Below are 23299 nucleotides of genomic sequence, written 5' to 3' on the forward strand. Positions count from 1 at the left end.
GTGGGGTAGGGGTGTTCGACATGGTTGGCTTTCTCCCTGCGGGCGTCGGTGGCCGGGCATCCTGAGGGTGATCGAAAGGTGACGAAGGGTGGGCTCAGTCGACCGGCGGCACCAGCACGGTGGGTGCGGTGGGCTCGGCCAGCGAAGGGTAATCGCGACTGAAATGCAGGCCACGGCTCTCGTGGCGGGCCTGCGCGGAACGCACGATCAGCTCGGCCACCTGCACCAGGTTGCGCAGTTCGAGCAGGTCGCGCGTGACGTGGAAGTTCGCGTAGAACTCCTGGATCTCGGCCTGCAGCAGCGCGATGCGGTGGCTCGCACGCTCCAGGCGCTTGTTGGTGCGCACGATGCCGACGTAGTCCCACATGAAGCGGCGCAGCTCGTCCCAGTTGTGGGAGATGACCACGGCTTCGTCGGCGTCGGTGACGCGGCTTTCGTCCCAGGCGGGCAGCGCGGCGCGTTCGCGCGACGGCGCCTGCGCAATGGCGTCGGCCGCGGCGCGCGCAAACACCATGCACTCGACCAGCGAGTTGCTGGCCAGCCGGTTGGCGCCGTGCAGGCCGGTGCAGGCGGTTTCGCCGATGGCGTACAGGCCCGGGATGTCGGTGCGCCCGGCCAGGTCGCTGAGCACGCCGCCGCAGGTGTAGTGCGCGGCGGGCACCACGGGAATCGGCTCGCGCGTGATGTCGATGCCCAGCTCCAGGCAGCGCGCCAGGATGTTGGGGAAGTGTTCCTTCAGGAACGCGGGCGGCTGGTGCGAAATGTCGAGGTACACGCAATCGAGGCCGTGCTTCTTCATCTCGAAGTCGATGGCGCGGGCCACCACGTCGCGCGGCGCGAGTTCGGCGCGCTCGTCGTGCTTGGGCATGAAGCGCGTGCCGTCGGGCAATTTCAGCAGCCCGCCTTCGCCGCGCACCGCCTCGCTGATCAGGAACGACTTGGCGTGCGGGTGGTACAGGCAGGTCGGGTGAAACTGGATGAACTCCAGGTTCGACACCCGGCAGCCCGCGCGCCAGGCGGCGGCAATGCCGTCGCCGGTGGCGGTGTCGGGGTTGGTGGTGTACAGGTACACCTTGCCCGCGCCGCCCGTGGCCAGGATGGTGTGCGGCGCGCGGAAGGCCAGCACCTCGTCGGTCTCGTCGTCCAGCGCGTACATGCCCTGGCACGACGGATCGGCCAGCCCGAGCTTGGTGCCGGTGACCAGGTCGACCAGCGTGTGGTGCTCGAACAGCGTGATGTTCGGCGTGCGGCGCACGCGCTCGATGAGCACCTGCTGCACGGCCGCGCCGGTGGCGTCGGTCACGTGCACGATGCGGCGCTGGCTGTGGCCGCCTTCGCGCGTCAGGTGCAGGTCGCCACCTTCTTCCGAGAAGGGCACGCCCAGTTCGCGCAGCCAGCCGATGGCCTGCGGCGCGCCCTCGACCACGAAGCGCGTGGCCTCGGGGTCGCACAGGCCGGCGCCGGCGACCAGCGTGTCTTCCACGTGGGCGTCGAAGCTGTCGCCCGCCGCCAGCACGGCCGCGATGCCGCCCTGTGCCCAGGCGCTGGAGCCGTCGTTCAGCGCGCGCTTGGTGAGCACGGCCACGCGGTGCGTGGGGGCCAGGTGCAATGCGGCGGAGAGGCCTGCGAGGCCGCTGCCGACAATGAGGACGTCGAAGTCGCGAACGGCGGAAGTCACAGGCGTGGGAACCGGTTGGGTCAGGCCGGCGAGTAGGCCAGTCGGACGTAGATGGGGGCGAAGGCCTCGGCCTGCGTGATGTCGATCAGCGTCTCTTTCGCGAGCTCGAGCATCGCGATGAAGGTGACGATCAGCACGGGCACGCCGCGCGAGACGTCGAAGAGCTTCTCGAACTCGACGAAGCGCTGGCCCTGCAGGTGGCGCAGCACGATGCTCATGTGCTCGCGCACGTTGAGTTCTTCGCGCGAGATCTTGTGGTGCTGCACGAGCTTGGCGCGCTTCATGATGTCGGCCCAGGCGTCGCGCAGCTCGACCACGTCGACGTCGGGAAAGCGCGGCTTGATCGACTGCTCGATGTAGACCTGGGCCTTCCAGAAGTCGCGCCCGTAGGTCGGCAGCGCGCTGATGGCGGCGGCCTGCAGCTTGGTCTGCTCGTACTCCATGAGCCGGCGAACCAGCTCGGCGCGCGGGTCTTCGGCCTCTTCGCCGTCGGCCACCTTCTTGGGCGGCAGCAGCATGCGCGACTTGATCTCGATCAGCATCGCGGCCATCAGCAGGTATTCGGCCGCGAGCTCGAGGTTGGTCTGGCGGATCTCGTCGACGTAGCTCAGGTACTGCCGCGTGAGGCCCGCCATCGGGATGTCGAGGATGTTGAAGTTCTGCTTGCGGATCAGGTACAGCAACAGGTCCAGCGGGCCCTCGAAGGCCTCCAGGAAAACCTGCAGCGCCTCGGGCGGGATGTACAGGTCTTTCGGCATCGCGAACAGCGGCTCGCCGTAGAGCCGGGCCAGGGCGACCTGGTCGACGACCTCGGGCATGCTGGCCACGATCGTGCCGTTGTCCTCGTCTGCGCTCATGAGGAGGTTGCTATCAACTTAATAGCTGTGCGCGCAGGCTGGGCGGCGGGATGCCGGGTGGGCACCATTCACTTGGGTTGGGTCTGGTAGACGTACGGCTGCATCGGCACGCGCGCTTCGCTGTACTCCTCGAGCAGGCTGCGGTCGAGGTGCTTGTCCCACAGCAGGGCGCGGCCGGCGCGCTGTTCGGCCTCGAGCGTCGGCTTCTTTTGCTTCATCTCCTCGATGAAGTTCGTGATCTCGGAGGTGTAGTGGGGGCGGCGGAAGATGGACATAGACTGGACCTTTATCGCTCGAATTTTACCGGGGACGGCATGCAACGATTTCAGAAGGGCCGGATCGGCCTCGTGGCAGGACTGCTGGCGGCGCTGATCGGGCTCGCGGGCTGCGATCCGCAACGCATCAGCGAGCTCGAAGAGGGCGTCTCGACCGAGGCCGACGTGCGCGCGCGTTTCGGTGAGCCGGAGAACGTCTGGGACGTGCCCAACGGCCGCGTGCTGGAGTTCAACCGCCAGCCGCAGGGCCAGAAGAACTACATGATCACCATCGGCGCCGACGGCAAGATGAGCGCGCTGCGCCAGGTGCTCACGCCCGAGAACTTCGCCAAGGTGCAGCCCGGCATGATGATGGAAGACCTGCGCAAGCTGCTGGGCAAGCCGGCCAAGGTCACGCCCTATGCGCTCAAGCGCGAAACCGAATGGGAATGGCGCTGGGTGCAGCCACCGAATTCCTCGATGGTCTTCACGGCCACGCTGAACGACGATCAGCGTGTGGTGCGCAGCGGGTCGTCGCCCGACCGGGGCACCGAAGCGCCGTAACAGCTACGAGCCGTGCGACGCGCCGGGCTGGCCCGTCGTCAGTTCCTCGGCAAAGCCCGAGCGCTCCAGCACCTCGAGCGGCTGCGGCTGCAGCGACTCGATGCGCAGCAATCCGTCGCGCGCCAGCACCGCCCGGTGCAGCTGCCGCAGCGCATCGACGCCGGTGGCATCGATGTAGATCAGGTGCGTGGCGTCGAGCACCACCGTCATGCCACGCGGCGCGCGCTCCGCGGCGTTCACTGCTTCGTCGAGCTTGGCCGCCGCGCCGAAGAACATCGCGCCGTACAGCCGGTAGGTGAGCACCGGCGGCTGCAGCGTCACCAGCTCGACGCTGAACAGCCCGCTCATGCGCCGGATGAAGAGCGCGCACGCCAGCACGATGCCCACCTGCACCGCCACCGTGAGGTCGAACACCACCGTGAGGAAGAAGGTGCCGAGCATCAGCAGGCGGTAGTGGCGGCTGAAGTGGCGCAGCTGCCCAGGCGTGAACTCGCGCCATTCGCCCATGTTCAGCCCCACGAACACCAGGATGCCCGCCAGCACCGCGAGCGGCACATGGCGCGCCAGCGGCGCCGCCAGCAGCACCACGACCAGCAGCGTGACCGCATGCACGATGCCCGCGATCGGCGAGCTGCCGCCGGAGCGGATGTTGGTCACGGTGCGCGCGATGGTGCCCGTGGCCGGCATGCCGCCGAAGAAGGGCGTGACCAGGTTGGCGATGCCCTGCGCCATCAGCTCCTGGTTCGGGTCGTGGCGCGGCTGGCCGCTGACCTGGTCGGCCACGCGCGCGCACAGCAGCGACTCGATGGCGCCGAGCAGCGCGATGGTCAGCGTCGGCGTCACCAGCTGCTTGACGGTCTCCCACGAGAAATCGGGCAGCGCGAAGGCCGGCACGCCCTCGGGAATGCCGCCGAAGCGCGTGCCGATGGTCTCCACCGGCAGCGCGAAGCCCCACGACACCAGCGTGAGCGACACCAGCGCGACGATCGGCCCCGGAATGCGCCCGACGATCTGCACCGGGCGCGTCTGCACCCAGCGCCCGCCCACGCGCTGCACCGCGCGCGCCAGCGCCGAGTCGCCGCGAAACAGCCGCGACCACGCGAGCAGCCCGAACACGCAGGCCACCCCGAGCGCGAAGGCGTGCGGGTTGAAGGTGTCCAGCCGCAGCGCCATCGCATGCAGCTGCGAGAACACGTCAGCCGGCATACGCTCCACCGTGAGGCCGAGCAGGTCTTTGAGTTGCGACAGCAGGATCAGCACCGCGATGCCGTTGGTGAAGCCCACCACGATCGACAGCGGCACGAAGCGCACCAGCCGCCCGAGTCCGAACAGCCCCGCCATGAACAGCAGCACGCCCGCGCAGGCGGTGGCGATCAGCAGGTTGGCCACGCCGTAGCGCTCGACGATGCCGTAGACGATCACGATGAAGGCGCCCGCCGGGCCGCCGATCTGCACGGCCGAGCCGCCCAGCAGCGAGATCAGGAAGCCCGCGATGATCGCCGTCCAGATGCCGGCCTCGGGCTTGAGCCCCGAGGCGATGGCAAAGGCCATGGCCAGCGGCAGCGCCACGATGCCCACCGTGGCGCCCGCGCCGAGGTCCGCCAGGAACCGCCCCCGGTCGTAGCCGGCCATCGTGTCCAGCAGGCGGGGGCGAAAGCGGGTGAGGTTCAGCGGCGACGACATGTGCGGTCATTGTGGCCCGGCCGTCGCGGCGGCCCGGCGATTTCCCGGCGGTGAGTACTTTCAGTCAGCTTATCGGCGGCGAGGCTGGCAGATACATTTTTGACGTTTTGAAACAAACGTCAATGAGGTCGCCCATGCACATCCTGCTCGTCGCGAGCGCGTTCAACAGCCTCACGCAGCGCGTGCTGGCCGAGCTCCAGGACCGGGGCCACACCGCAGGCATCGTGCTGGCGCTCGGCGACGACGAGGCGCTGCGTGAAGCAGTGCGCCGGCACGCACCGGCATTGATCGTCGCGCCGATGTTGACCACCGCGATTCCCGAGGACGTCTGGCGCGCCCACACCTGCCTCATCGTGCATCCGGGCCCGCCCGGCGACCGCGGCCCGTCTTCGCTCGACCGGACGCTGCAGGGCGGCGTCGACAGCTGGGGCGTCACCGTGCTCGAGGCCGTGGCCGAGATGGATGCGGGCGATGTCTGGGCCTGGTCGCCGCTGAAGGTGCCGCCGCAGGCCGGCAAGAGCGACCTGTACCGCGGCGAGGTGGCCGATGCCGCCGTCGACGCCGTGCTGCTGGCCGTCGAGCGCTTCGCCTCGGGCACCTACAAGCCGAAGCGGCAGAAGGCGGCCGACCTCGCCGCCGGCTGGCGGCCCTTCATGAAGCAGGCCGAGCGCCGCATCGACTGGGCCATGCAGACCACCGAATCGGTGCTGCGGCAGCTGCGCGCGGCCGATTCGCAGCCCGGCGTGCTCGACGAGCTGCTGGGCGCGCCGTGGTACCTGCACGGCGGCCATGCCGAGGACGAGTTGCGCGGCACGCCCGGCGAACTGATCGCCACCCGCGCCGGCGCCGTCTGCCGCGCCACCGTCGACGGCGCGGTCTGGCTCGCCCAGCTGCGGCCCTGGCGCGAGCCGGGTTCCGGCCTGCCGAGCTACAAGCTGCCGGCCGTCGAGGCGCTGGGCGTGCGCCTGCCGGCGGGCTTGCCCGAAGTGCCCGCGCCGCTCGAGCTGCCGGCCGGCCGCCGCACTTGGACCGACATGCGTTACAGCGAGCACGGCGCTGTCGGCGTGCTGAACTTCTCTTTCGCGGGCGGGGCCATGAGCACCGCGCAATGCCGGCGTCTGCTGGCTGCCTACCGCTTCGCCTGCACCCGGCCGACCTCGGTGCTCGTGCTCGGCGGGCTGCGCGACTTCTTCTCCAACGGCATCCACCTGAACGTGATCGAGGCGGCGGCCGATCCGGCCGAGGAGTCGTGGGCCAACATCCACGCGATGAACGACCTGGTCGAGGCCGTGCTCACCACCACCGACCGCCTCACTGTGGCCGCGCTGGGCGGCAATGCCGCGGCCGGCGGCGTGATGCTCGCGCTCGCGGCCGACGAGGTGTGGTGCCGCGACGGCGTGGTGCTCAACCCGCACTACAAGCTGATGGGCCTACATGGCTCCGAATACTGGACCTACAGCCTGCCGCGCCGTGTGGGCGCCGACGAGGCCGCGCGGCTCACGCAATCGGCGCTGCCCGTGAGCGCGAAGCGTGCGGTGGCGCTGGGCCTGGCGCAGCGCGTGCTGCAGGCCGCGCCGGAAGAACTGGGTGACGAGGTCGGCCGGCTGGCCGCGCAACTGGCGGCATCGCCGGACCTGGCTGCGCGCCTGGCGGACAAGCAGGTAGCGCGTGCGCGCGACGAGGCGGCCAAGCCGCTGCAGGCGTATCGCGACGAGGAGCTGGCGCACATGTGGCGCAATTTCTTCGATCCGGCCGAGCCGCATGCGGCGCTGCGTTCGGCGTTCGTGCGCAAGGAGAAGGCGCAGCACACGCCCGCGCACCTCGCGGCGCTCGGCCTGCCGCGCTGAACGGCCGTCAGTCCTTGCTGTTGGGAATCACCGCGTCGGCCGCCGCGCCCACGGCCTTGCCGGTGATGCGCGCGGTGCCGATGGCTGCATCGGCCGCGAGGCCGACCGCGCCGGCGCCCACGCTCACGGCGGTGCTCGCGACGCTGACCACCGCGCAGCCGCTCAGCAGCAGCGCACCCGCGAGGCCGAGCGCGGAAAGGACGAGGGGGCGGAGGCGGTCACTGCGTTGCATGGGCGGATTCTGCACCCGCAGCGCTGGATCGGGCGAGTGACGCCAGGATCGCCTCGCGGTCCTGGTCCAGCCGCGGCGGTTGCCGCCGCACCTGCGTGCGCAGCCCGCCGACGTGCACCGGGTTGCCCGCCACCGTGAGCGGCTGGCCGCCCTGCGTGCGCACCTGCACCAGCATCTCGCGCGCCTGCACCTGCGGGTCGTTCACCACCGCGGCCACGTCGTTGTAGTCGCCGGTGGGGATGTTGTGCTGCATCAGCAGCGCCTGCCAGTGCGCGCAGGGCGCGGTCGACAGGCGCTCTTCGAGCTGCTGCTTGAGCGCCTCGTGGTGCTGGCAGCGCGCCGGGTTGGTGGCAAAGCGCGCGTCCCCGGCGAGCGCGGGCAGCTCGAGCGCGGTGCACAGGCGCTGGAACAGCGCGTCGTTGCCCGCTGCGATCACGAACCAGCCGTCGGCTGCGCGGAACACGTCGAAGGGCGTGATCGACGGGTGCCGCGAGCCGATCGGCCCCGGCGCGCGGCCCTCGGCCTCCATGCGCGAGATCGCGTTCTCGAGCAGCGCGACCTGGCAATCGAGCATCGCCACGTCGACCCGGTCGCCCAGGCCCGTGCGACTGCGCTGCAGCAGCGCAGCTTGCGTGCCGATGGCCGCATACAGCCCGGCGCCGAGGTCGCCGATCGACACGCCCACGCGCGTCGGCGGCGCGCCCGGGTGGCCGGTGAGGCTCATGATGCCGCCCATCGCCTGCACCACCATGTCGTAGGCGGGGCGCCTGCTGTACGGCCCGGTCTGGCCGAAGCCCGAGACCGAGGTGAACACCAGTTTCGGAAAGCGCGCGTGCAGCGTCGGCCAGTCGTAGCCCAGCTTTTCCATCGTGCCGGGCCGGAAGTTCTCGACCAGCACGTCGGCCGTGGCCAGCAGCTGCTCGAAGACCGCGCGGTCGGCCGGCGCCTTCAGGTCGAGCGCGATCGACTCCTTGTTGCGGTTGACCGACATGAAGTAGGCCGAGTCGCCCTCGACGAAGGGGCCGATCTGCCGCGCGTCGTCGCCCAGGCCGGGTTGCTCCACCTTGATGACGCGCGCGCCCAGGTCGGCGAGCAGCAGCGTGCAGTACGGGCCCGCGAGCACGCGCGTGAGGTCGATGACGGTGAAGCCCTGCAGCGGGCCTGCCTTGGGTGCGTGCGTGCTCATTCGACGCTCGCGCCCGAGCGCTCGGTGAGTTCCTTCGACTTCGCGCCTTCGGCCAAAGCCCAGGCACGGAATTCGGCCAGCGACTTCGACGGTGCCGACTCGTTGCCCGACTTCTCCATCCGCGCCTTGACCTCGGGGTCGTTCAGCGCCGCCACGCTGGCGTCGAACAGCTTCTGCGCCACCTCCGGCGGCAGGCCGGCCGGGCCGAAGAGGCCGAACCAGAAGGTGTAGTCGTAGCCCTTCACGCCGGCCTCGGCCACGCTGGGCACGTCGGGAAAGAGCGGCGAGCGCTGGCCCGAGGTGACGGCCAGCACGCGCAGCTTCTGGCCCTGCGCCATCGGCAGCACCGAGGGCGGCGTGCCGAAGGTGAGCTGCACGTCGCCCGCGGCCACGGCCTGGATCGACGGCGCGCCGCCCTTGTACGGCACGTGCAGCATCTGCACGCCGGCCGCCTTCTCGAACGACAGGCCCGCCAGGTGCGTCACCACGCCCGCGCCCGACGACGAGTACGCCAGCTTGCCGGGGTTCTGCCGCGCTTCGGCGATCAGCGCCTGCACGGTCTTGGCGCTCACGTCCTTGTTCACCGCCAGCAGCATCGGCGCGGAGCTCCAGCGCGAGATCGGCACGAAGCTCCTGGCGCCGTCGTACTTCACGCTCTTGTAGAGCAGCTTGTCGCTGCCATAGAGGTTGGCGCTGCCCAGCAGCAGCGTGTAGCCGTCGGGCGCGGCGCGCGCGACCTGGTCCGACGCGATGGTGGTGCCCGCGCCCGGCTTGTTGTCGATGACGATCGGCTGGCCGAGCAGCTTGCCCAGCTTGTCGCCGACGATGCGCGCCACGGTGTCGGCGCCGCCGCCGGCGGGGAAGCCCACCAGCAGCGTGATCGGGCGCGAGGGGTAGGTGTCGGCCAGTGCGCCGGCCGAGGCCAGCAGCGCGGCGGCGGCGAACGAGAGGGCTCGCAGTTCTTGCTTCATGGGTTTGTCTCCTGGGTCTTGTGTAGGGAAGGGCGGGCGCGCTCAGCGGCCCTGGAACACCGGCGTGCGCTTCTCGCGCCAGGCCCGGCCGCCCTCGGCGAGGTCTTCGGAGGCGACGGTGCGCTGCACCTCGCGCGAGATCGCGGCCGCGTCGGCGGTGCCGCGCGCGATCTGGTTCAGGTGCTTCTTCATGCCCAGCAGCGCCAGCGGCGCCATGCCGGCGAGCACGGTGCGCAGGCGCTGCACCTCGGCGTCGAGCGCGGCGGCGTCGTCGACCAGCTGCGTGAGAAAGCCGCAGTCGCGCATGGCGGCGCCGTCGAGCTTCTCGGCGGTGAGGAACAGCCGCTTGGCCGTGTCCAGCCCCAGCCGCGACACGTAGCGCTCCATGCCGCTCTGGTAGTAGTGCAGGCCGAGCCGGGCGGCCGGCATGAACATCTCGGCAGCGCGGGCGCCCACGCGGAAGTCGCAGGCCAGCACGAGGTCGGTCGCGCCGCCGTAGACGCCGCCGTGCACCGCCGCGATGGTGACGGCGCGGCAGTTTTCGAACACGTCGACCATCTCGCCGAAGCTGCGGCCTTCGGTCTGGCTCTGGGTGGCCACCTCTGATATATCAAACCCGCTGCAGAAGTACTTGCCCTCGGCGCGCAGGACCAGCACCAGCACCTCGGGCGTGCGGTTCACTGTGTCCACATGCTGGATCAGCACGGGAAGATCGTCCGGCGTGAGCTTGTTGGCGGCCTGGGGACGGTGCAGCGTCAGGTAGGCCACGTGGCCGTCGATCGCGAGGGTGGGAGACATTGATGTACCAAACAGATGAATTGATATATCTGTAAGGTTAGCTAATATCCAGATCGCCATGCAACCCGCAAAAACCCTCGACACCCACAGCCTGCAGGACCGCATCCGCGCCCGGCTCGAACAAGACATCCTGGGCGGCGTGCTGTCGCCCGGCATGGCCATCGACGAAAAGGCCCTGGCCCTGAGCTTCAACACCTCGCGCACGCCGGTGCGCGAGGCGCTGCTGCTGCTCAGTGCGCGCGGGCTGGTCGACATCGTTCCGCGCACCGGCATCTACGTGCGCCAGCTGCGGGCGAACGAACTGGTGGCGATGATGGAAGCGCTCGGCGAGCTCGAAGGCGTGCTGGCGCGGCTGGCCGCGCTGCGCATCGGCCCGGCGCTGCGCGAGGAGCTGCTGCGCGCCCTGGCCGGCACCGCCGCGCAGGCGCAGGCGGACGACGCCGAGGCCTACCAGCAGGCCAACGCCGCGCTGCACGACGTGATCTACCGCGCCAGCGGCAACCCCTTCATCGTGGAGCAGGCGCAGACCGTGCGGCTGCGCATCTCGGCCTACCGTGGGCGGATGTTCGAGAAGCCCGGCCGGCTCGCCGCTTCACAGCGGGAGCACGAACGGGTGGTCGAGTGGATTCTGAAAGGTCACGCGGACAACGCCGCGGAGGCGATGCGCGACCACATCTCGGTGGGCGGCAAGGTGTTCGCCGACCTCGTGTTGAACAACAAGTTCGGCTAGTTCTTCTTTGCGTGGTCGGGTCAGCGCACGCGCATGCCCGGCGTCGCGCCCGCCCAGGGCTCGAGCACGTGGATGCCCGGGTGGGCCTTTTCGTCGCCGTGGCTCGCGGCCAGCACCATGCCTTCGCTGACGCCGAACTTCATCTTGCGCGGCGCGAGGTTGGCGACCAGCACCGTGAGCTTGCCGACCAGTTGCTCCGGCTGGTAGGCCGAGGCGATGCCGCTGAACACGTTGCGCGTCTTGCCTTCGCCGGCATCGAGCGTCAGGCGCAGCAGCTTGGTCGAGCCCTCGACCTTCTCGCAGGCCACGATCTTCGCGATGCGCAGGTCGATCTTCGCGAAGTCGTCGATGGTGATGGTCGGCGCGATGGCTTCGCCGCCGGGCAGCTCCTGCGCTTCGGCGGCGACGGGTGCGGCAGCCGCGGCTTCGGGCACGTCGAACAGCTTGTCGACCTGCTTGGGGTCGGCGCGCTGCATCAGGTGCTTGTAGTCGCCGATGGCGTGGCCGGCCGGCAGGGCCTGGGCGGCGTCGGCCCAGGTCAGCGGCGCGATCTTCAGGAAGGCCTCGACGTTCACGGCCAGCGCCGGCAGCACGGGCTTGAGGTACAGCGTGAGCAGGCGGAAGGCCTCGATACACACCGTGCACACGTCGTGCAGGCGCGCCTCGGCGCCTTCCTTCTTGGCCAGTTCCCAGGGCTTGTTCTGGTCGACGTACTCGTTCACCTTGTCGGCCAGCGCCATCACCTCGCGCAGTGCGCGGGCGTAGTCGCGGCCGTCGTACAGCGACTGCACCTGCGTGGCCGCGGCGCGCAGCGTGGACAGCAGCGTTTCGCCGTCGGCCGACACCGCACCGAGCTGGCCGCCGAAGCGCTTGCCGATGAAGCCGGCCGCGCGGCTGGCGATGTTGATGTACTTGCCTACGAGGTCGCTGTTCACGCGCGCCACGAAGTCGTCGGGGTTGAAGTCGATGTCCTCGTTGCGGCCGTTGAGCTTGGCGGCGATGTAGTAGCGCAGCCATTCGGGATCGAGCCCGATCGACAGGTACTTGAGCGGGTCGATGCCGGTGCCGCGGCTCTTGCTCATCTTCTCGCCGCTCACCGTCAGGTGGCCGTGCACGTACACGGCGTTGGGCGCCTTGCGGCCGCTGAAATGCAGCATCGCGGGCCAGAACAGCGTGTGGAAGGTGATGATGTCCTTGCCGATGAAGTGCACCTGCTCCAGCTCGGGGTCGGCCATGTACTCGGTGTACGAGATGCCGTCGCCGCCCAGCTCGATGCAGCGCTTGTCGAGCAGGTTCTTCAGCGAGGCCAGGTAGCCCACGGGCGCGTCGAGCCACACGTAGAAGTACTTGCCCGGCGCATCGGGAATCTCGATGCCGAAGTAGGGCGCGTCGCGGCTGATGTCCCAGTCGCCCAGGCCGCCCTTGCCTTCGTCGTCCTTGTAGAGCCACTCGCGGATCTTGTTCTGCACCTCGGGCTGCACGTGGCCGGGGGCGGCGGTCCATTCCTTCAGGTAGGCCTCGCAGCGCGGGTCCGACAGCTTGAAGAAGAAGTGCTCCGAGCTGCGCAGCTCGGGCTTGGCGCCCGACAGCGCCGAATACGGGTTGATCAGCTCGGTGGGCGCGTACACGGCGCCGCACACCTCGCAGTTGTCGCCGTACTGGTCCTTCGAGTGGCAGTTGGGGCACTCGCCCTTGATGAAGCGGTCGGCCAGGAACATGCCCTTGGCCGGGTCGTAGAACTGCTCGACGCTCTTGGTCTCGATGAGGCCGTTGGCGCGCAGGTCGCGGTAGATGTCCTGCGCCAGCTGGTGGTTCTCGGGCGCGTCGGTCGAGTGCCAGTTGTCGAAGGCGATGTGGTAGCCATCGAGGTAGGGCTTGCGGCCCGCGGCGATCTCGGCCACGAAGGCCTGCGGCGTCACACCGGCCTTGTCGGCCGCGATGGTGATGGCCGCGCCGTGCGCGTCGTCGGCGCACACGAAGTTGACGTCGGCGCCATTCATTCGCTGGTTCCGCACCCAGATGTCGGCCTGGATGTATTCCATCATGTGGCCGATGTGGAACTTGCCGTTGGCATACGGCAGGGCGGTGGTGACGAAGAGCTTGCGCGGGGCGGACATCGGGGAGGGCGCTTTCGGGAGTGACGAACGGAAGGGGCGCGGGGCCCGTGGAGGCGGCCAGGGGCCGCGTCCGGGAACCGGGCATTTTAGGCGGCCCGTCCCGGGGCCGCCGCCATGGGGCTGCTCACCCCGCCGGCGGGGTACCCGGAGTGACCCCGAAGGCCGCGGGGGTGTCGCCCGTGCGACGTATGCTCGCAGCCTCTTTACTGAAAGTGAGCCGCCGCCGATGACCACCTCGATCCCCGCAACCCTCATCCCCGGCGACGGCATCGGCCCCGAGATCGTCGACGCGACCCTGGCGGCGCTCGACGCGCTGAAGGCGCCTTTCGTGTGGGACACCCAGATCGCCGGCCTGGGCGGCGTCAAGGCCTCGGGCGACCCGCTGCCCAAGGCCACGCTGGACAGCATCCGCAGCACCCGCCTGGCGCTCAAGGGCCCGCTCGAAACCCCCTCGGGCGGCGGCTACCGCTCGTCGAACGTGCGCCTGCGCGAGGAGTTCCAGCTGTACGCCAACCTGCGCCCCGCACGCACCATCATCCCGGGCGGGCGCTACGACAACATCGACCTGACCGTGGTGCGCGAGAACCTCGAGGGCCTGTACATCGGCCACGAGCACTACGTGCCCATCGACGGCGACCCGCACGCCGTGGCCATGGCCACCGGCGTCAACACCCGCAAGGGCAGCCGCCGCCTGCTCGAATACGCGTTCGACACCGCCGTGGCCACCGGCCGCAAGAAGGTCACGCTGGTGCACAAGGCCAACATCATGAAGGCGCTCACCGGCATCTTCCTGGAGACCGGCCTGGACCTGTACGAAGAGAAGTACAAGGGCCAGTTCGAGCTCGACACCGTGATCATCGACGCCTGCGCGATGAAGCTGGTGCTCAACCCCTGGCAGTTCGACATGCTGGTGACCACCAACCTGTTCGGCGACATCCTCTCGGACCTCGTGGCCGGCCTGGTCGGCGGCCTGGGCATGGCGCCCGGCGCCAACATCGGCACCAACGCCGCGATCTTCGAGGCCGTGCACGGCTCGGCCCCCGACATCGCCGGCAAGGGCATCGCCAACCCGACCGCGCTGCTGCTGGCGGCCGCGCTCATGCTCGACCACGTCAAGCGGCCCGAGCTGGCCACGCGCCTGCGCACCGCCATCGACCAGACGCTCAACCTGGACAACGTGCGCACCGGTGACCTCGGCGGCACAGCCGGCACGGCGGCCTTCACGAAGGCGCTGGTCGCGCGCATCAACGGCGGTTGAGAAAAGCAGACAGTGCAGGTCGCATGAAAAAACTGCTGCTGCCTGCGCTGGTCTTCCTGCTTGCCGGCCTGGCGTGGTCCGCCGCCGGCGCCGTGGACGCGTCGCCGCGCTACACCGTCGTCAAGGTCGACCTGCGCACCGAAAAACTCGCGCTGTTCCTGAACGACGACACCGGCGCCGCCTTCAAGCGCTTCGACCGGCTCGAGGCCTGGCTGAAGGCGCGCAACAAGCAACTGCTGTTCGCGGCGAACGCCGGCATGTACCACGCCGACTTCGCGCCCGTCGGCCTGCTGGTGCGTGAAGGCCGCGAGGAGGCACCTTTGAATCTGGCCGACGGCGTCGGCAATTTCTTTCGCAAGCCCAACGGCGTGTTCCTGGTGACGGCCCAGGGGCCGCGCATCGTCGAGGCGTCGGAGTACCCGGCGATCGCCGCGAAGGGCGGCGTGCAGCTGGCAACCCAGTCGGGCCCGCTGCTGCTGCGCCACGGCGCGGTGCACCCGGCGCTCATTCCGAATTCGGATTCGCGCAAGACCCGCAACGGCGTGTGCGTGTCGGGCACCACCGCGGTCTTCGTCCTCGCCGAGACGCCGGTGAATTTCTACGACTTCGCGCTGTACTTGCGCGACGTGCTGCATTGCCGCGATGCGCTGTACCTCGACGGCACCGTGTCGGCGATCTATTCGAAGACACTGCAGCGCAACGACTTCGTGCGCGACCTCGGGCCGGTGCTGGCCGTGGTGGCGCCCTGAGGCCCGGCTGCCTTTTCACTTCTGCCCTTTCTCCCAGAGCCATGTCCACACCGCTGCCCGTCCTGTCCCTCCTTGAAACCCGCGTCCTCGGCGTGCTGGCCGAAAAGCAGCGCACCGTGCCCGACAGCTACCCGCTCACGCTCAACTCGCTCGTGTCGGGCTGCAACCAGAAGACCAGCCGCAACCCGGTGCTCGAACTCAGCGAGTCGCAGGTGCAGGCCGCCATCGACAGCCTGAAGGGCTACAGCCTCGTGGCCGAGACCAGCGGCGGGCGCGCCTTCCGCTACGAGCACAACACCGACCGCGTGCTGCGCATTCCGTCGCAGTCGGTCATCCTGCTCACCGTGCTGATGCTGCGCGGCCCGCAGACGGCCGGCGAGCTGCGCATCGCCTGCGACCGCATGCACAACTTCGCCGACATCTCGTCGGTCGAGGGCTTCCTCAACGAACTCGCCGAACGTCCGGCCGGCGCGCTGGTGGTGAAGCTGGCGCGCCTGCCCGGTGCGCGCGAAAGCCGCTGGGCGCACCTGCTGAGCGGGCCACCGGCGGAAGAGGTGGCGGGGCCGGGCGCCTCGGGCGACGGCGCCTTCGCCACGCACGGCGATTCGCTCGGCGAGGTCGCGGCGCTCAAGGCCAACGTGGCGCGGCTGGAGGCCGAGGTGGCATCGCTGAAGGCGTTGCTGGGGCGCGTCTGCGCGGAACTGGGCATTGCGCCCGACGCGCCGACAGCCTGATACCCCGCTTCACACAGGCTTCATCCAGCCCGCACATTCGCTGCCTAACGTCGGACCCATTGCGAACCAATGGAGCTCCGAGCATGGACCACGGACAAACGGCCACCTGGCGCGACCCCGCGCCCTTCGACGACATCACCCGCCGCCTGCTGGGCGGGCTGGCGGCCCTGGCCGGCGTGGCCAGCCTCTACGCCTTCTTCTGGTGGGCCGCCTCGGCCTCCGGCTTCCTGCTGTTCGACGGCTGGTGGCACACCTGGCGCGGCCTGGGCACGGCCCTCGCGTTCCGCGACGCGGACTCGGCGTTCTACCTGCTGAGCTGGACGCTGTCTGTTCTCGGCGGCGCGATCGGCTGGGTCGCCCTGATCGCGCTCGCCGTGACCCACCGGCGCGGCTGGGGCGCGGTGCCGATGTGGATCAAGGTTGGCTGCTTCATCGGCGCCATCGCCGGGCTGGCCTTCGAACCCGGTCGGTTGCTGGCGCTGGCGCCGATCGTCGGCGCGGTGCTGCTGATGCTGCGGTCGATGTTGTCGGCGCGCTGAGCCCATCGGCTATCGTCGGCTTCTACGTCGTTCGCGGGAGCCGCATGACCTACGCCTGTCCCCATTGCCGCCAGCCGGGCATCGCCGCCGTTGCCAAGCGCTGGTCCAGCCGCGAAACGCCCGCGGCGTGCGGACTTTGCGGCAAGCTCTCGCATGTGCTGGCCAGCACCTCGAGCGGGATCGGGGTGGCGGGCCTGCTGATCGTCGTGCTGTCGGGCATCGCAGCAGCCGCATGGGACATGGCGCCGCTGCTCTTGCTTGGCGTGGGCCTCGCGGTGGCGAACAACTTTCGCGCCTGGCGCCGCGCCAAGCTGTGGCCGATCTCGAAGGAAAGCGCCGAAAGCGCCAAGAAGGCCGGCTGGTTCGTTCTGGGCCTGCTGGCGCTGTTCGGCCTGGGTTCGTGACGCGCCCTCAGCCCCCCGCCGACACCGGCACATCCAGGCTCACCTTCACCGGGTCCATCGTCACCAGCGTGCGAAAGCGCTTGACGTTGTTGCTCTGGAAAAACAGCTGGCGGGTGAGCGCGGTGTACTGTGCCATGTCGCGCACCACGCATACGAGGATGAAGTCCCACTCGCCCGTCACGTAGTAGCACTGCTGCACCTGCGGGCAGTCGCGAAAGCTTTGCTTCATGGCGTCGAGCCGTTCGATCTGCTCGCTCTCGGCCTCGACCTCGACCACGATGGTGAGCGGGTGCCCGAGCGCGGCCGGCGACAGCACGGCGCCGTGGCGCTGGATCACGCCCTCGTCGCGCAGGCGCTTGAGCCGGCGGTTCACCGCCGCCGTCGACAGGTGGATGCGCTCGCCCAGCTCGCCCTGCGAGAGGCGGCTGTCGGCCTGGATCAGTTCGAGCAGGTGCAGGTCGAGGGCGTCGAGGGGTGTCATGAGAAAGAAAGGGCAGGCTTCGCGCAAAAACGTTGCGTGGCAGAGGCTAATTTTGCGCACCTGTCCCGCTGCGTTGTCAATAGCATCTCGTCATGAAGTTTCCAGACGCACCCCTGCGCGACCAGCTGGCCGGCTGGCGGCACCAGCTGCATGCGATGCCCGAAACCGGCTTCGAGGAGGCGAAGACCTCGGCCTTCATTGCCAACGCGCTGCGGGCGCTGGGGCTCGAGGTGCACACCGGCATCGGCGGCACCGGGCTGGTCGCCAGCCTCACGGTCGGCAGCGGGCCGGGCGTGATCGGCCTGCGCGCCGAGATGGACGCGCTGGCCATCACCGAACTGGCGACCGAGCGGCCCTACGCCTCCGGCACGCCCGGGCGCATGCACGCCTGCGGCCACGACGGCCACATGGCGATGGTGCTCGGTGCCGCGCAGCTGCTGCGCGAGCGGCGCGATTTCGACGGCACCGTGCGCTTCATCTTCCAGCCCGCCGAAGAGCACGGCCGTGGCGCCCGCGCCATGATGGACGACGGCCTGTTCGAACGCTTCCCGGTCGACGAGATCTACGGCCTGCACAACATGCCCGGCCTGCCCGCCGGCACCTTCGCCACGCGCACGGGCGGCCTGATGGCGAGCGAGGACAACTTCGTCATCCACATCCACGGCCGGGGCACGCACGCGGCACGGCCGCACATGGGCATCGACCCGATCGTGATCGGCGCGCAGATCGTGCTGGCGCTGCAGACCATCGTGTCGCGCACGCTCGACCCCGGCGCGCAGGCCGTGGTGTCGTGCACCGAGTTCATCACCGACGGCATCCGCAACGCCATTCCGTCGAACGCGATCATCAAGGGCGACACGCGCAGCTACGACCCGGCCGTGCAGCGCATGCTCGAGGCGCGCATGCGCGAGATCAGCGAAGGCATCTGCCGCATGCACGGCGCGGAGTGCACGTTCAGCTACACGCACGAGTTCGCGCCCACCGTGAACTGGGCCGAATGCGTGCCGACCGCGGTGGCCGCCGCCACGGCCGTGGTGGGCGCCGAGAAGGTCGATGCGAACGTGGCGCCGATGATGATCTCGGAAGACTTCGGTGCCTTCTTGCGCGCCGTGCCGGGCGCCTTCGTCTTCCTGGGCAACGGCGCCGAGGGCGAGCCCGGCGGCACGCCGCTGCACAACGGCCGCTACGACTTCAACGACGCGGTGCTGACCACGGGCGCGCGCTACTTCGCGCAGATCGTGCGCCAGCGGCTTCCCGTGCGCACCGCCGCCTGATCCATTCTTCTTTTCCGGTTTTCTTCCCATGCTCTTCGCCAACCCTCACGCGCAACGGCGCGGCTACGACGCGGCCCTGCAGGCCGTCATGAACATCGCACGCGGTCGCGAGAGCCGCCAGTGGCTGTCCACCTGGGACCGGCTCTCGCCGCAGTCGACGCCGGCGTGGCCGCTGCCCCGGCTCGCCGCACAACTGGGCATCGCGCAGGTGGTCGTGAAGGACGAATCGCGCCGCTCCGCGCTCGGCAGCTTCAAGGTACTGGGCGCGCCCGTGGCCTTGCTGCGGCTCGTGCTGCGCCGCTGGCCCGAGCGAGGCTGGACACCGGCCGACCTGTTCGCGGGCCGGCACGCCGAGGCGCTGCGCGGCTTCGTCGTCATCAGCGCGACCGACGGCAACCATGGCCGCGCATTGGCCGCGGCGGCGCAGAGCATGGGCTGCCGCTGCGTGATCGTGCTGCACGCGCAGGTCAGCGAGGAGCGCGAGGCGCCCATCGCCGCGCTCGGCGCCGAGATCGTGCGCATCGCGGGCAACTACGACGCCTCGGTCGAGGAGGCCGCGCGCCTGGCCCGGGTGAACGGTTGGGAGGTGGTCTCCGACACCTCCTACGAAGGCTACGAAGAGATTCCGCGCGACGTGATGCAGGGCTACGGCATCCTCGTCGACGAGCTGCTCGAGAACACCGCGCCCGGCGCGCCGTGCCCCTTCACCCACGTCATCGTGCAGGGCGGCGTCGGCGGGCTCGCGGCCGGCGTGGCCAGCCATTTCTGGGAACGCTACGGCGCCGCGCGGCCGACGCTGATCGTCGTCGAGCCCGAGCAGGCCGACTGCCTGCTGCAGAGCGCGCGCAGCGGCCGACCCGATCGCGCCATCGGCAGCGTCGATTCGGTGATGGCGGGGTTGGCCTGCGGCGAGACCTCGCCGCTCGCGTGGCGCTTCCTGCAACCCTCGGTCGACCTCTTCATGACCGTCACCGATGCCGACGCCGAGCACGCCATGCGCACCTTCGCCACCGGCGAGGCGGGCGACGTGCCCGTGCTGGTCGGCGAATCCGGCGCGGCCGGCCTGGCCGCGCTGCAGGTGCTCGCGGCCGATCCCGAACTGGCGCGCGCCGCCGGCCTCGACGCCACCTCGCGCGTGCTGCTGTTCAGCACCGAAGGCGCGACCGCGCCCGGCGTGTACCGCGCGCTGACGGGCCGCTCGGGCGAAGAAGTGGTCGCGGCGCAGACGCAATGGCTGCAGCGCGAAGGCATCGCCGAAGCCGCGTTGATGGCGCGCATCGACGCGCACGCCGCCATCGGCGAGACGGCGCAAGGCGGCGTCTGCCGCATCGCGCTCACCGACGCCGACCGCGCGGGCCGCGACCGGCTCGTGCAGTGGATGCGCGACCTGGGCCTCACGGTGCGCATCGACCGCATCGGCAACATCTTCGGCATCCGCCCCGGTCAGCTGCCCGATGCGAAGCCTGTGATGACCGGCTCCCACATCGACACCGTCGCCACGGGCGGGCGCTACGACGGCAACTACGGCGTGCTGGCCGGCCTGGAGGTGGTGCGCTGGCTCAACGAACGCCAGCGCCAGACGCTGCGCCCCTTCGTGGTCGCCGCGTTCACCAACGAGGAGGGCGTGCGCTTCATGCCCGACATGATGGGCTCGCTGGTGCACGCGGGCGGGCTGGCGCTCGAGGCGGCGCTCGACACCGTCGCCACCGACGGCGCACGGCTGGGCGACGAGCTCGCGCGCATCGGCTACGCGGGCGACATGGCCTGCGGCGCGCTGGTGCCGCATGCGTTCGTCGAACTGCACATCGAGCAGGGCCCGGTGCTGGAGGCCGAGGGCGTCACCATCGGCGCGGTGGCCGACCTGCAGGGCATCTCGTGGCAGGAGATCGTCGTCACCGGCCAGTCGAACCACGCGGGCACCACGCCCATGCACCTGCGCCACGACGCCGGCTACTGCGCCGCCGCCATCGCGGTGTTCGTGCGCGAGCTGGCACGCCGCTACGGCGGCAGCCAGGTCGCGACCGTCGGCGCGATCGACCTGCACCCGAATCTCATCAACGTGATCGCGGCGCGCGCCACGCTCACGGTCGACCTGCGCAACACCGACGAGGCGACGCTGAAGGACGCCGAAGGCGAGTTGGCGGACTACCTGCGGCAACTCGAAACAACCGAAGGCGTGACCATCGAAGCCCGCACGCTGGCGCGCTTCGAACCGGTGCAGTTCGATGAACGGCTGGTGCGCCTCGTCGAGGCCAGCGCGCACGCCCGCGGCCTGAGCCACCGCCGCATGACCTCGGGCGCGGGCCACGACGCACAGATGATGGCGCGCATCGCGCCCGCCGCCATGGTCTTCGTGCCGAGCGCGCGCGGCATCAGCCACAACCCGAAGGAGCACACGGCGAGCGCCGACCTGGCGCAGGGCGCGAACGTGCTGCTGGACGTGGTGCTAGGGCTGCTCGACGAGGCGGACTGAGCGACGCGAACTCAGCTGGCCGCATGCGCCGTCACGTCGGCACCCACCCGAAGAACCGCAGCACCTCGTCGCGCTGGCGCATCGCGTCCGCGCGCCCCAGCGCCATGAGTTCGCGCGTGTAGGCCGACTCGAACAGCAGGTAGCTGGCGAGCGCGCCGCCCTTCACGTCGGCCGCGACCTTCGAGCCGCCCAGCAGGTGCCGCACGGCGCCCGGCAGCGCGTCGACGTGGCGCGCCGCGATCATATCGATCCGCTCCGACGGCGAGATCACCAGCAGGTCGAGCGGGCGCAGCGCGCTGGCGGCGCGCGCTTCTTCGGGAATCAGGCCCAGCGTGTGGTTGATGCGGCGCAGGCGCTCGATGTCGACCGCCAGCGCATCCAGAAAGATGCTCGACAGCGCATGGCCGGCGATCTGCGCCATGGTCGGGTAGCCGCTGTGGGTGTTGGGTGCGTCCTCGTCGCGCGGCTCGTGCATGCGGCCCGCGCCGATCACCACGATGCGCTGCGCGCCCAGGTGGATCGCCGCCGCGATGGGCGCCGACTGGCGCATCGAGCCGTCGCCGAAGTACTCGGTGTGGCCCGGCGGCATCGGCAGCGCCGTGGCCGGGAATACGAAGGGAATGGCCGAGGAGGCCATCAGGTGCGCGTGCGTGATGCGGTCGCGCACCGACAGGCGCTGCGAGCGCACCCAGGGCTCCATCGGCACGGCCGCCTCGAAGAAGGTCACGTGCTCGCCCGAGCTGTAGCTCGAGGCCGTGACCGCCAGCGCCTGCACGTGGCCCTGCTGCATGAGCTGCGGCAGGCGGTCCAGCGGCACCAGGCGTTGCAGCAGGCCGGCCAGCGGCGTGTTGTCCAGCAGCGACTTCGGCTTGATGCGCATCCAGTTGGCCGCGAAGCGCCCCAGCCCGAGCAGCATGCGCCAGCGCGCGCCGCTGCCGAGCACCGAGAGCGAGTCGGCGCGGTAGATCTGTTCGGCGCGGAACTCGCCCCAGACCTGCGCGATGTGCGCGACCACGCGGTCGAAGTCGTCGGCGCCGCAGGCCAGCGCGGCGGCGTTGATGGCGCCGGCCGAGGTGCCGGTGATGATCTGGAAGGGGTTGCCGCCGCCGATGGCCGCACCCGCCGCCACGGCGTCGCGCCGGATCTCGGCGATGGCTTCGAGCACGCCGACCTGGTAGGCGGCGCGGGCGCCGCCGCCTGTCAGCAGCAGGCCGGTGGCGGGGCTTGTCTCGGGCATTGCGTCGGTGTCTTTTCTTCTTCGGCGTTTTTCGGACGGGAAATGAGCGCGTCCCGGTACGGGCTTGGCGGGCGGAATAGACTACCCGCCATTCAGGAGTTTGATCAATGGCACTCACCCCCGACGGGCTCATGGACGCACTCAAGAGCGTCACGGACCCTAACACCGGCAAAGAATTCGCAGCGACCCGCTCGCTCAAAAACCTGCAGATCGCCGAGGGCGATGTCTCGTTCGACCTCGAACTCGGCTACCCCGCCAAGAGCCAGCACGCGGCCATCCGCAAGTCGCTGGTGGCCGCGGCCAAGGCCGTGCCGGGCGTGGAGAACGTGTCGGTCAACATCGTCACCAAGGTCATCAGCCATGCGGTGCAGCGCGGCGTGCAGCTGATGCCCAACGTGCGCAACATCGTGGCCGTGGCCTCGGGCAAGGGTGGCGTGGGCAAGAGCACCACGGCCGCCAACCTGGCGCTGGCGCTGGCCGCCGAGGGCGCCAGCGTGGGCCTGCTCGACGCCGACATCTACGGCCCGAGCCAGCCCATGATGATGGGCCTGGACGGGCGCCCCGAGAGCATCGACGGCAAGAACATGGAGCCCAAGGAGCGCCATGGCGTGCAGGTGATGTCGATCGGCTTCCTGGTCGACGCCGACCAGGCCATGATCTGGCGCGGCCCCATGGCCACGCAGGCGCTCGAGCAGCTGCTGCGCCAGACCAACTGGAAAGACCTCGACTACCTGATCGTCGACATGCCGCCGGGCACCGGCGACATCCAGCTCACGCTGAGCCAGCGCGTGCCGATGACGGGCGCGGTGATCGTCACCACGCCGCAAGATATCGCGCTGCTCGACGCGCGCAAGGGCATCCAGATGTTCGAGAAGGTCGGCGTGCCGATCCTGGGCATCGTGGAGAACATGGCGGTGCACATCTGCTCCAACTGCGGCCATGCCGAGCACATCTTCGGCGCCGACGGCGGCAAGAAGATGGCGGCCGAGTACCAGATGGCCTACCTGGGCGCGCTGCCGCTGGACATCAACATCCGCCTGCAGGCGGACAGCGGCGCGCCCACGGTGGTGTCCGACCCCGACGGCGAGGTGGCCGGGCTCTACAAGGCCGTGGCGCGCAGCGTGGCGGTGGGGATCGCGGAGAAGGCGAAGGACTTTTCCGCGAAGTTCCCGACGATCTCGATCAGCAAGAACACCTGAGGCAGCGGCGGGGGCAGGGCGAGGGCCTGCGCAG

Annotated in this window: 22 protein-coding genes and 1 pseudogene; 12 read left to right on the forward strand and 11 right to left on the reverse strand. The window is 69.8% G+C overall.

Going from position 1 to position 23299, the window contains the following annotated elements:
* Positions 1-94 precede the first annotated feature (94 nt).
* The 3 genes from nadB to AC07Y4_RS26280 form a co-directional block, all read right to left on the reverse strand.
* Positions 95-1678: an L-aspartate oxidase gene (nadB, locus tag AC07Y4_RS26270; RefSeq protein ID WP_495275333.1), complete on the reverse strand. Its 1584-nt coding sequence runs from the start codon at positions 1676-1678 to the stop codon at positions 95-97.
* Positions 1679-1698: 20 nt separating this feature from the next.
* A complete protein-coding gene (locus AC07Y4_RS26275) occupies positions 1699-2535 on the reverse strand; it encodes a segregation and condensation protein A (protein ID WP_056578351.1) in 837 nt (278 codons plus the stop codon).
* 68 nt (positions 2536-2603) lie between these two features.
* On the reverse strand, positions 2604-2810 hold the full coding sequence (locus AC07Y4_RS26280) for a DUF3460 family protein (protein WP_062477114.1): 207 nt from the start codon (positions 2808-2810) through the stop codon (positions 2604-2606).
* 39 nt (positions 2811-2849) lie between these two features.
* On the opposite strand from AC07Y4_RS26280, the gene AC07Y4_RS26285 reads away from it, so the two are divergent.
* Positions 2850-3353, forward strand: a complete 504-nt coding sequence (locus AC07Y4_RS26285; RefSeq protein ID WP_062477116.1) for a hypothetical protein — start codon at positions 2850-2852, stop codon at positions 3351-3353.
* A 3-nt stretch (positions 3354-3356) separates the two neighbouring features.
* Here the strand turns inward: AC07Y4_RS26285 and AC07Y4_RS26290 are convergent, their stop codons facing one another.
* Positions 3357-5036, reverse strand: a complete 1680-nt coding sequence (locus tag AC07Y4_RS26290; RefSeq protein ID WP_495275334.1) for a SulP family inorganic anion transporter — start codon at positions 5034-5036, stop codon at positions 3357-3359.
* A 134-nt stretch (positions 5037-5170) separates the two neighbouring features.
* Here AC07Y4_RS26290 and AC07Y4_RS26295 point away from each other — a divergent pair, with 134 nt between their 5' ends.
* The gene (locus tag AC07Y4_RS26295; protein ID WP_495275335.1) at positions 5171-6883 is read left to right on the forward strand and encodes a hydrogenase maturation protein; all 1713 of its coding nucleotides are present in this window, start codon (positions 5171-5173) and stop codon (positions 6881-6883) included.
* 7 nt (positions 6884-6890) lie between these two features.
* Here AC07Y4_RS26295 and AC07Y4_RS26300 read toward each other — a convergent pair whose 3' ends face one another.
* Genes AC07Y4_RS26300 through AC07Y4_RS26315 form a run of 4 tightly spaced genes read right to left on the reverse strand, consistent with a single transcriptional unit; the run spans position 6891 to position 10070 of the window.
* Positions 6891-7115, reverse strand: coding sequence for a hypothetical protein (locus tag AC07Y4_RS26300; protein WP_495275336.1), 225 nt, complete (start codon positions 7113-7115; stop codon positions 6891-6893).
* Positions 7102-8301: a CaiB/BaiF CoA transferase family protein gene (locus AC07Y4_RS26305; RefSeq protein WP_495275337.1), complete on the reverse strand. Its 1200-nt coding sequence runs from the start codon at positions 8299-8301 to the stop codon at positions 7102-7104. Before AC07Y4_RS26305 ends, AC07Y4_RS26300 begins: the two co-directional genes overlap by 14 nt.
* Complete coding sequence (locus AC07Y4_RS26310; protein WP_369631702.1) at positions 8298-9272, reverse strand: Bug family tripartite tricarboxylate transporter substrate binding protein; 975 nt, start codon at positions 9270-9272, stop codon at positions 8298-8300. The genes AC07Y4_RS26305 and AC07Y4_RS26310 overlap by 4 nt, the downstream gene beginning before the upstream one ends.
* 42 nt (positions 9273-9314) lie before the next feature.
* Positions 9315-10070 carry an enoyl-CoA hydratase/isomerase family protein gene (locus AC07Y4_RS26315; protein WP_495275338.1) on the reverse strand — a complete coding sequence of 252 codons (756 nt, stop codon included), beginning with the start codon at positions 10068-10070 and terminating at the stop codon, positions 9315-9317.
* Positions 10071-10128: 58 nt separating this feature from the next.
* On the opposite strand from AC07Y4_RS26315, the gene AC07Y4_RS26320 reads away from it, so the two are divergent.
* On the forward strand, positions 10129-10800 hold the full coding sequence (locus tag AC07Y4_RS26320; protein ID WP_062478945.1) for a GntR family transcriptional regulator: 672 nt from the start codon (positions 10129-10131) through the stop codon (positions 10798-10800).
* A gap of 20 nt (positions 10801-10820) precedes the next feature.
* Here the strand turns inward: AC07Y4_RS26320 and metG are convergent, their stop codons facing one another.
* On the reverse strand, positions 10821-12917 hold the full coding sequence (gene metG, locus AC07Y4_RS26325; RefSeq protein WP_495260798.1) for a methionine--tRNA ligase: 2097 nt from the start codon (positions 12915-12917) through the stop codon (positions 10821-10823).
* 226 nt (positions 12918-13143) lie between these two features.
* Here metG and AC07Y4_RS26330 point away from each other — a divergent pair, with 226 nt between their 5' ends.
* From AC07Y4_RS26330 to AC07Y4_RS26350, 5 genes are all read left to right on the forward strand, one after another.
* Positions 13144-14175, forward strand: coding sequence for an isocitrate/isopropylmalate dehydrogenase family protein (locus tag AC07Y4_RS26330; RefSeq protein ID WP_495275339.1), 1032 nt, complete (start codon positions 13144-13146; stop codon positions 14173-14175).
* 23 nt (positions 14176-14198) lie between these two features.
* Entirely contained in the window at positions 14199-14924 is a 726-nt protein-coding gene (locus AC07Y4_RS26335) for a phosphodiester glycosidase family protein (RefSeq protein WP_495275340.1), read from the forward strand.
* 41 nt (positions 14925-14965) lie between these two features.
* A complete protein-coding gene (locus AC07Y4_RS26340) occupies positions 14966-15658 on the forward strand; it encodes a YceH family protein (RefSeq protein ID WP_495275341.1) in 693 nt (230 codons plus the stop codon).
* A gap of 83 nt (positions 15659-15741) precedes the next feature.
* Positions 15742-16197, forward strand: coding sequence for a hypothetical protein (locus AC07Y4_RS26345; RefSeq protein ID WP_495275342.1), 456 nt, complete (start codon positions 15742-15744; stop codon positions 16195-16197).
* Between the two features lie 44 nt (positions 16198-16241).
* Positions 16242-16601: a hypothetical protein gene (locus AC07Y4_RS26350; protein WP_070061472.1), complete on the forward strand. Its 360-nt coding sequence runs from the start codon at positions 16242-16244 to the stop codon at positions 16599-16601.
* A 7-nt stretch (positions 16602-16608) separates the two neighbouring features.
* On the opposite strand, the gene AC07Y4_RS26355 is transcribed toward AC07Y4_RS26350, so the two are convergent.
* Positions 16609-17082: an Lrp/AsnC family transcriptional regulator gene (locus AC07Y4_RS26355; protein ID WP_101489038.1), complete on the reverse strand. Its 474-nt coding sequence runs from the start codon at positions 17080-17082 to the stop codon at positions 16609-16611.
* Between the two features lie 92 nt (positions 17083-17174).
* On the opposite strand from AC07Y4_RS26355, the gene AC07Y4_RS26360 reads away from it, so the two are divergent.
* The 3 genes and pseudogenes from AC07Y4_RS26360 (at position 17175) to AC07Y4_RS26370 (ending at position 20829) form a co-directional block, all read left to right on the forward strand.
* Entirely contained in the window at positions 17175-18356 is a 1182-nt protein-coding gene (locus AC07Y4_RS26360; protein ID WP_495275343.1) for a M20 aminoacylase family protein, read from the forward strand.
* A gap of 28 nt (positions 18357-18384) precedes the next feature.
* Positions 18385-19581: pseudogene (locus AC07Y4_RS26365) on the forward strand (diaminopropionate ammonia-lyase); the annotation flags it as partial.
* 42 nt (positions 19582-19623) lie between these two features.
* Complete coding sequence (locus tag AC07Y4_RS26370; RefSeq protein WP_495275350.1) at positions 19624-20829, forward strand: M20 family metallo-hydrolase; 1206 nt, start codon at positions 19624-19626, stop codon at positions 20827-20829.
* 31 nt (positions 20830-20860) lie between these two features.
* Here the strand turns inward: AC07Y4_RS26370 and AC07Y4_RS26375 are convergent, their stop codons facing one another.
* Complete coding sequence (locus tag AC07Y4_RS26375; RefSeq protein ID WP_495275344.1) at positions 20861-22066, reverse strand: patatin-like phospholipase family protein; 1206 nt, start codon at positions 22064-22066, stop codon at positions 20861-20863.
* Positions 22067-22173: 107 nt separating this feature from the next.
* Between AC07Y4_RS26375 and apbC the strand changes: the two genes are divergently transcribed.
* Positions 22174-23265 carry an iron-sulfur cluster carrier protein ApbC gene (apbC, locus tag AC07Y4_RS26380; RefSeq protein ID WP_062478984.1) on the forward strand — a complete coding sequence of 364 codons (1092 nt, stop codon included), beginning with the start codon at positions 22174-22176 and terminating at the stop codon, positions 23263-23265.
* The last annotated feature ends 34 nt before the right edge of the window (positions 23266-23299 follow it).

The sequence above is a fragment of the Variovorax sp. GW460-12-1-14-LB1 genome (genome assembly GCF_059423605.1).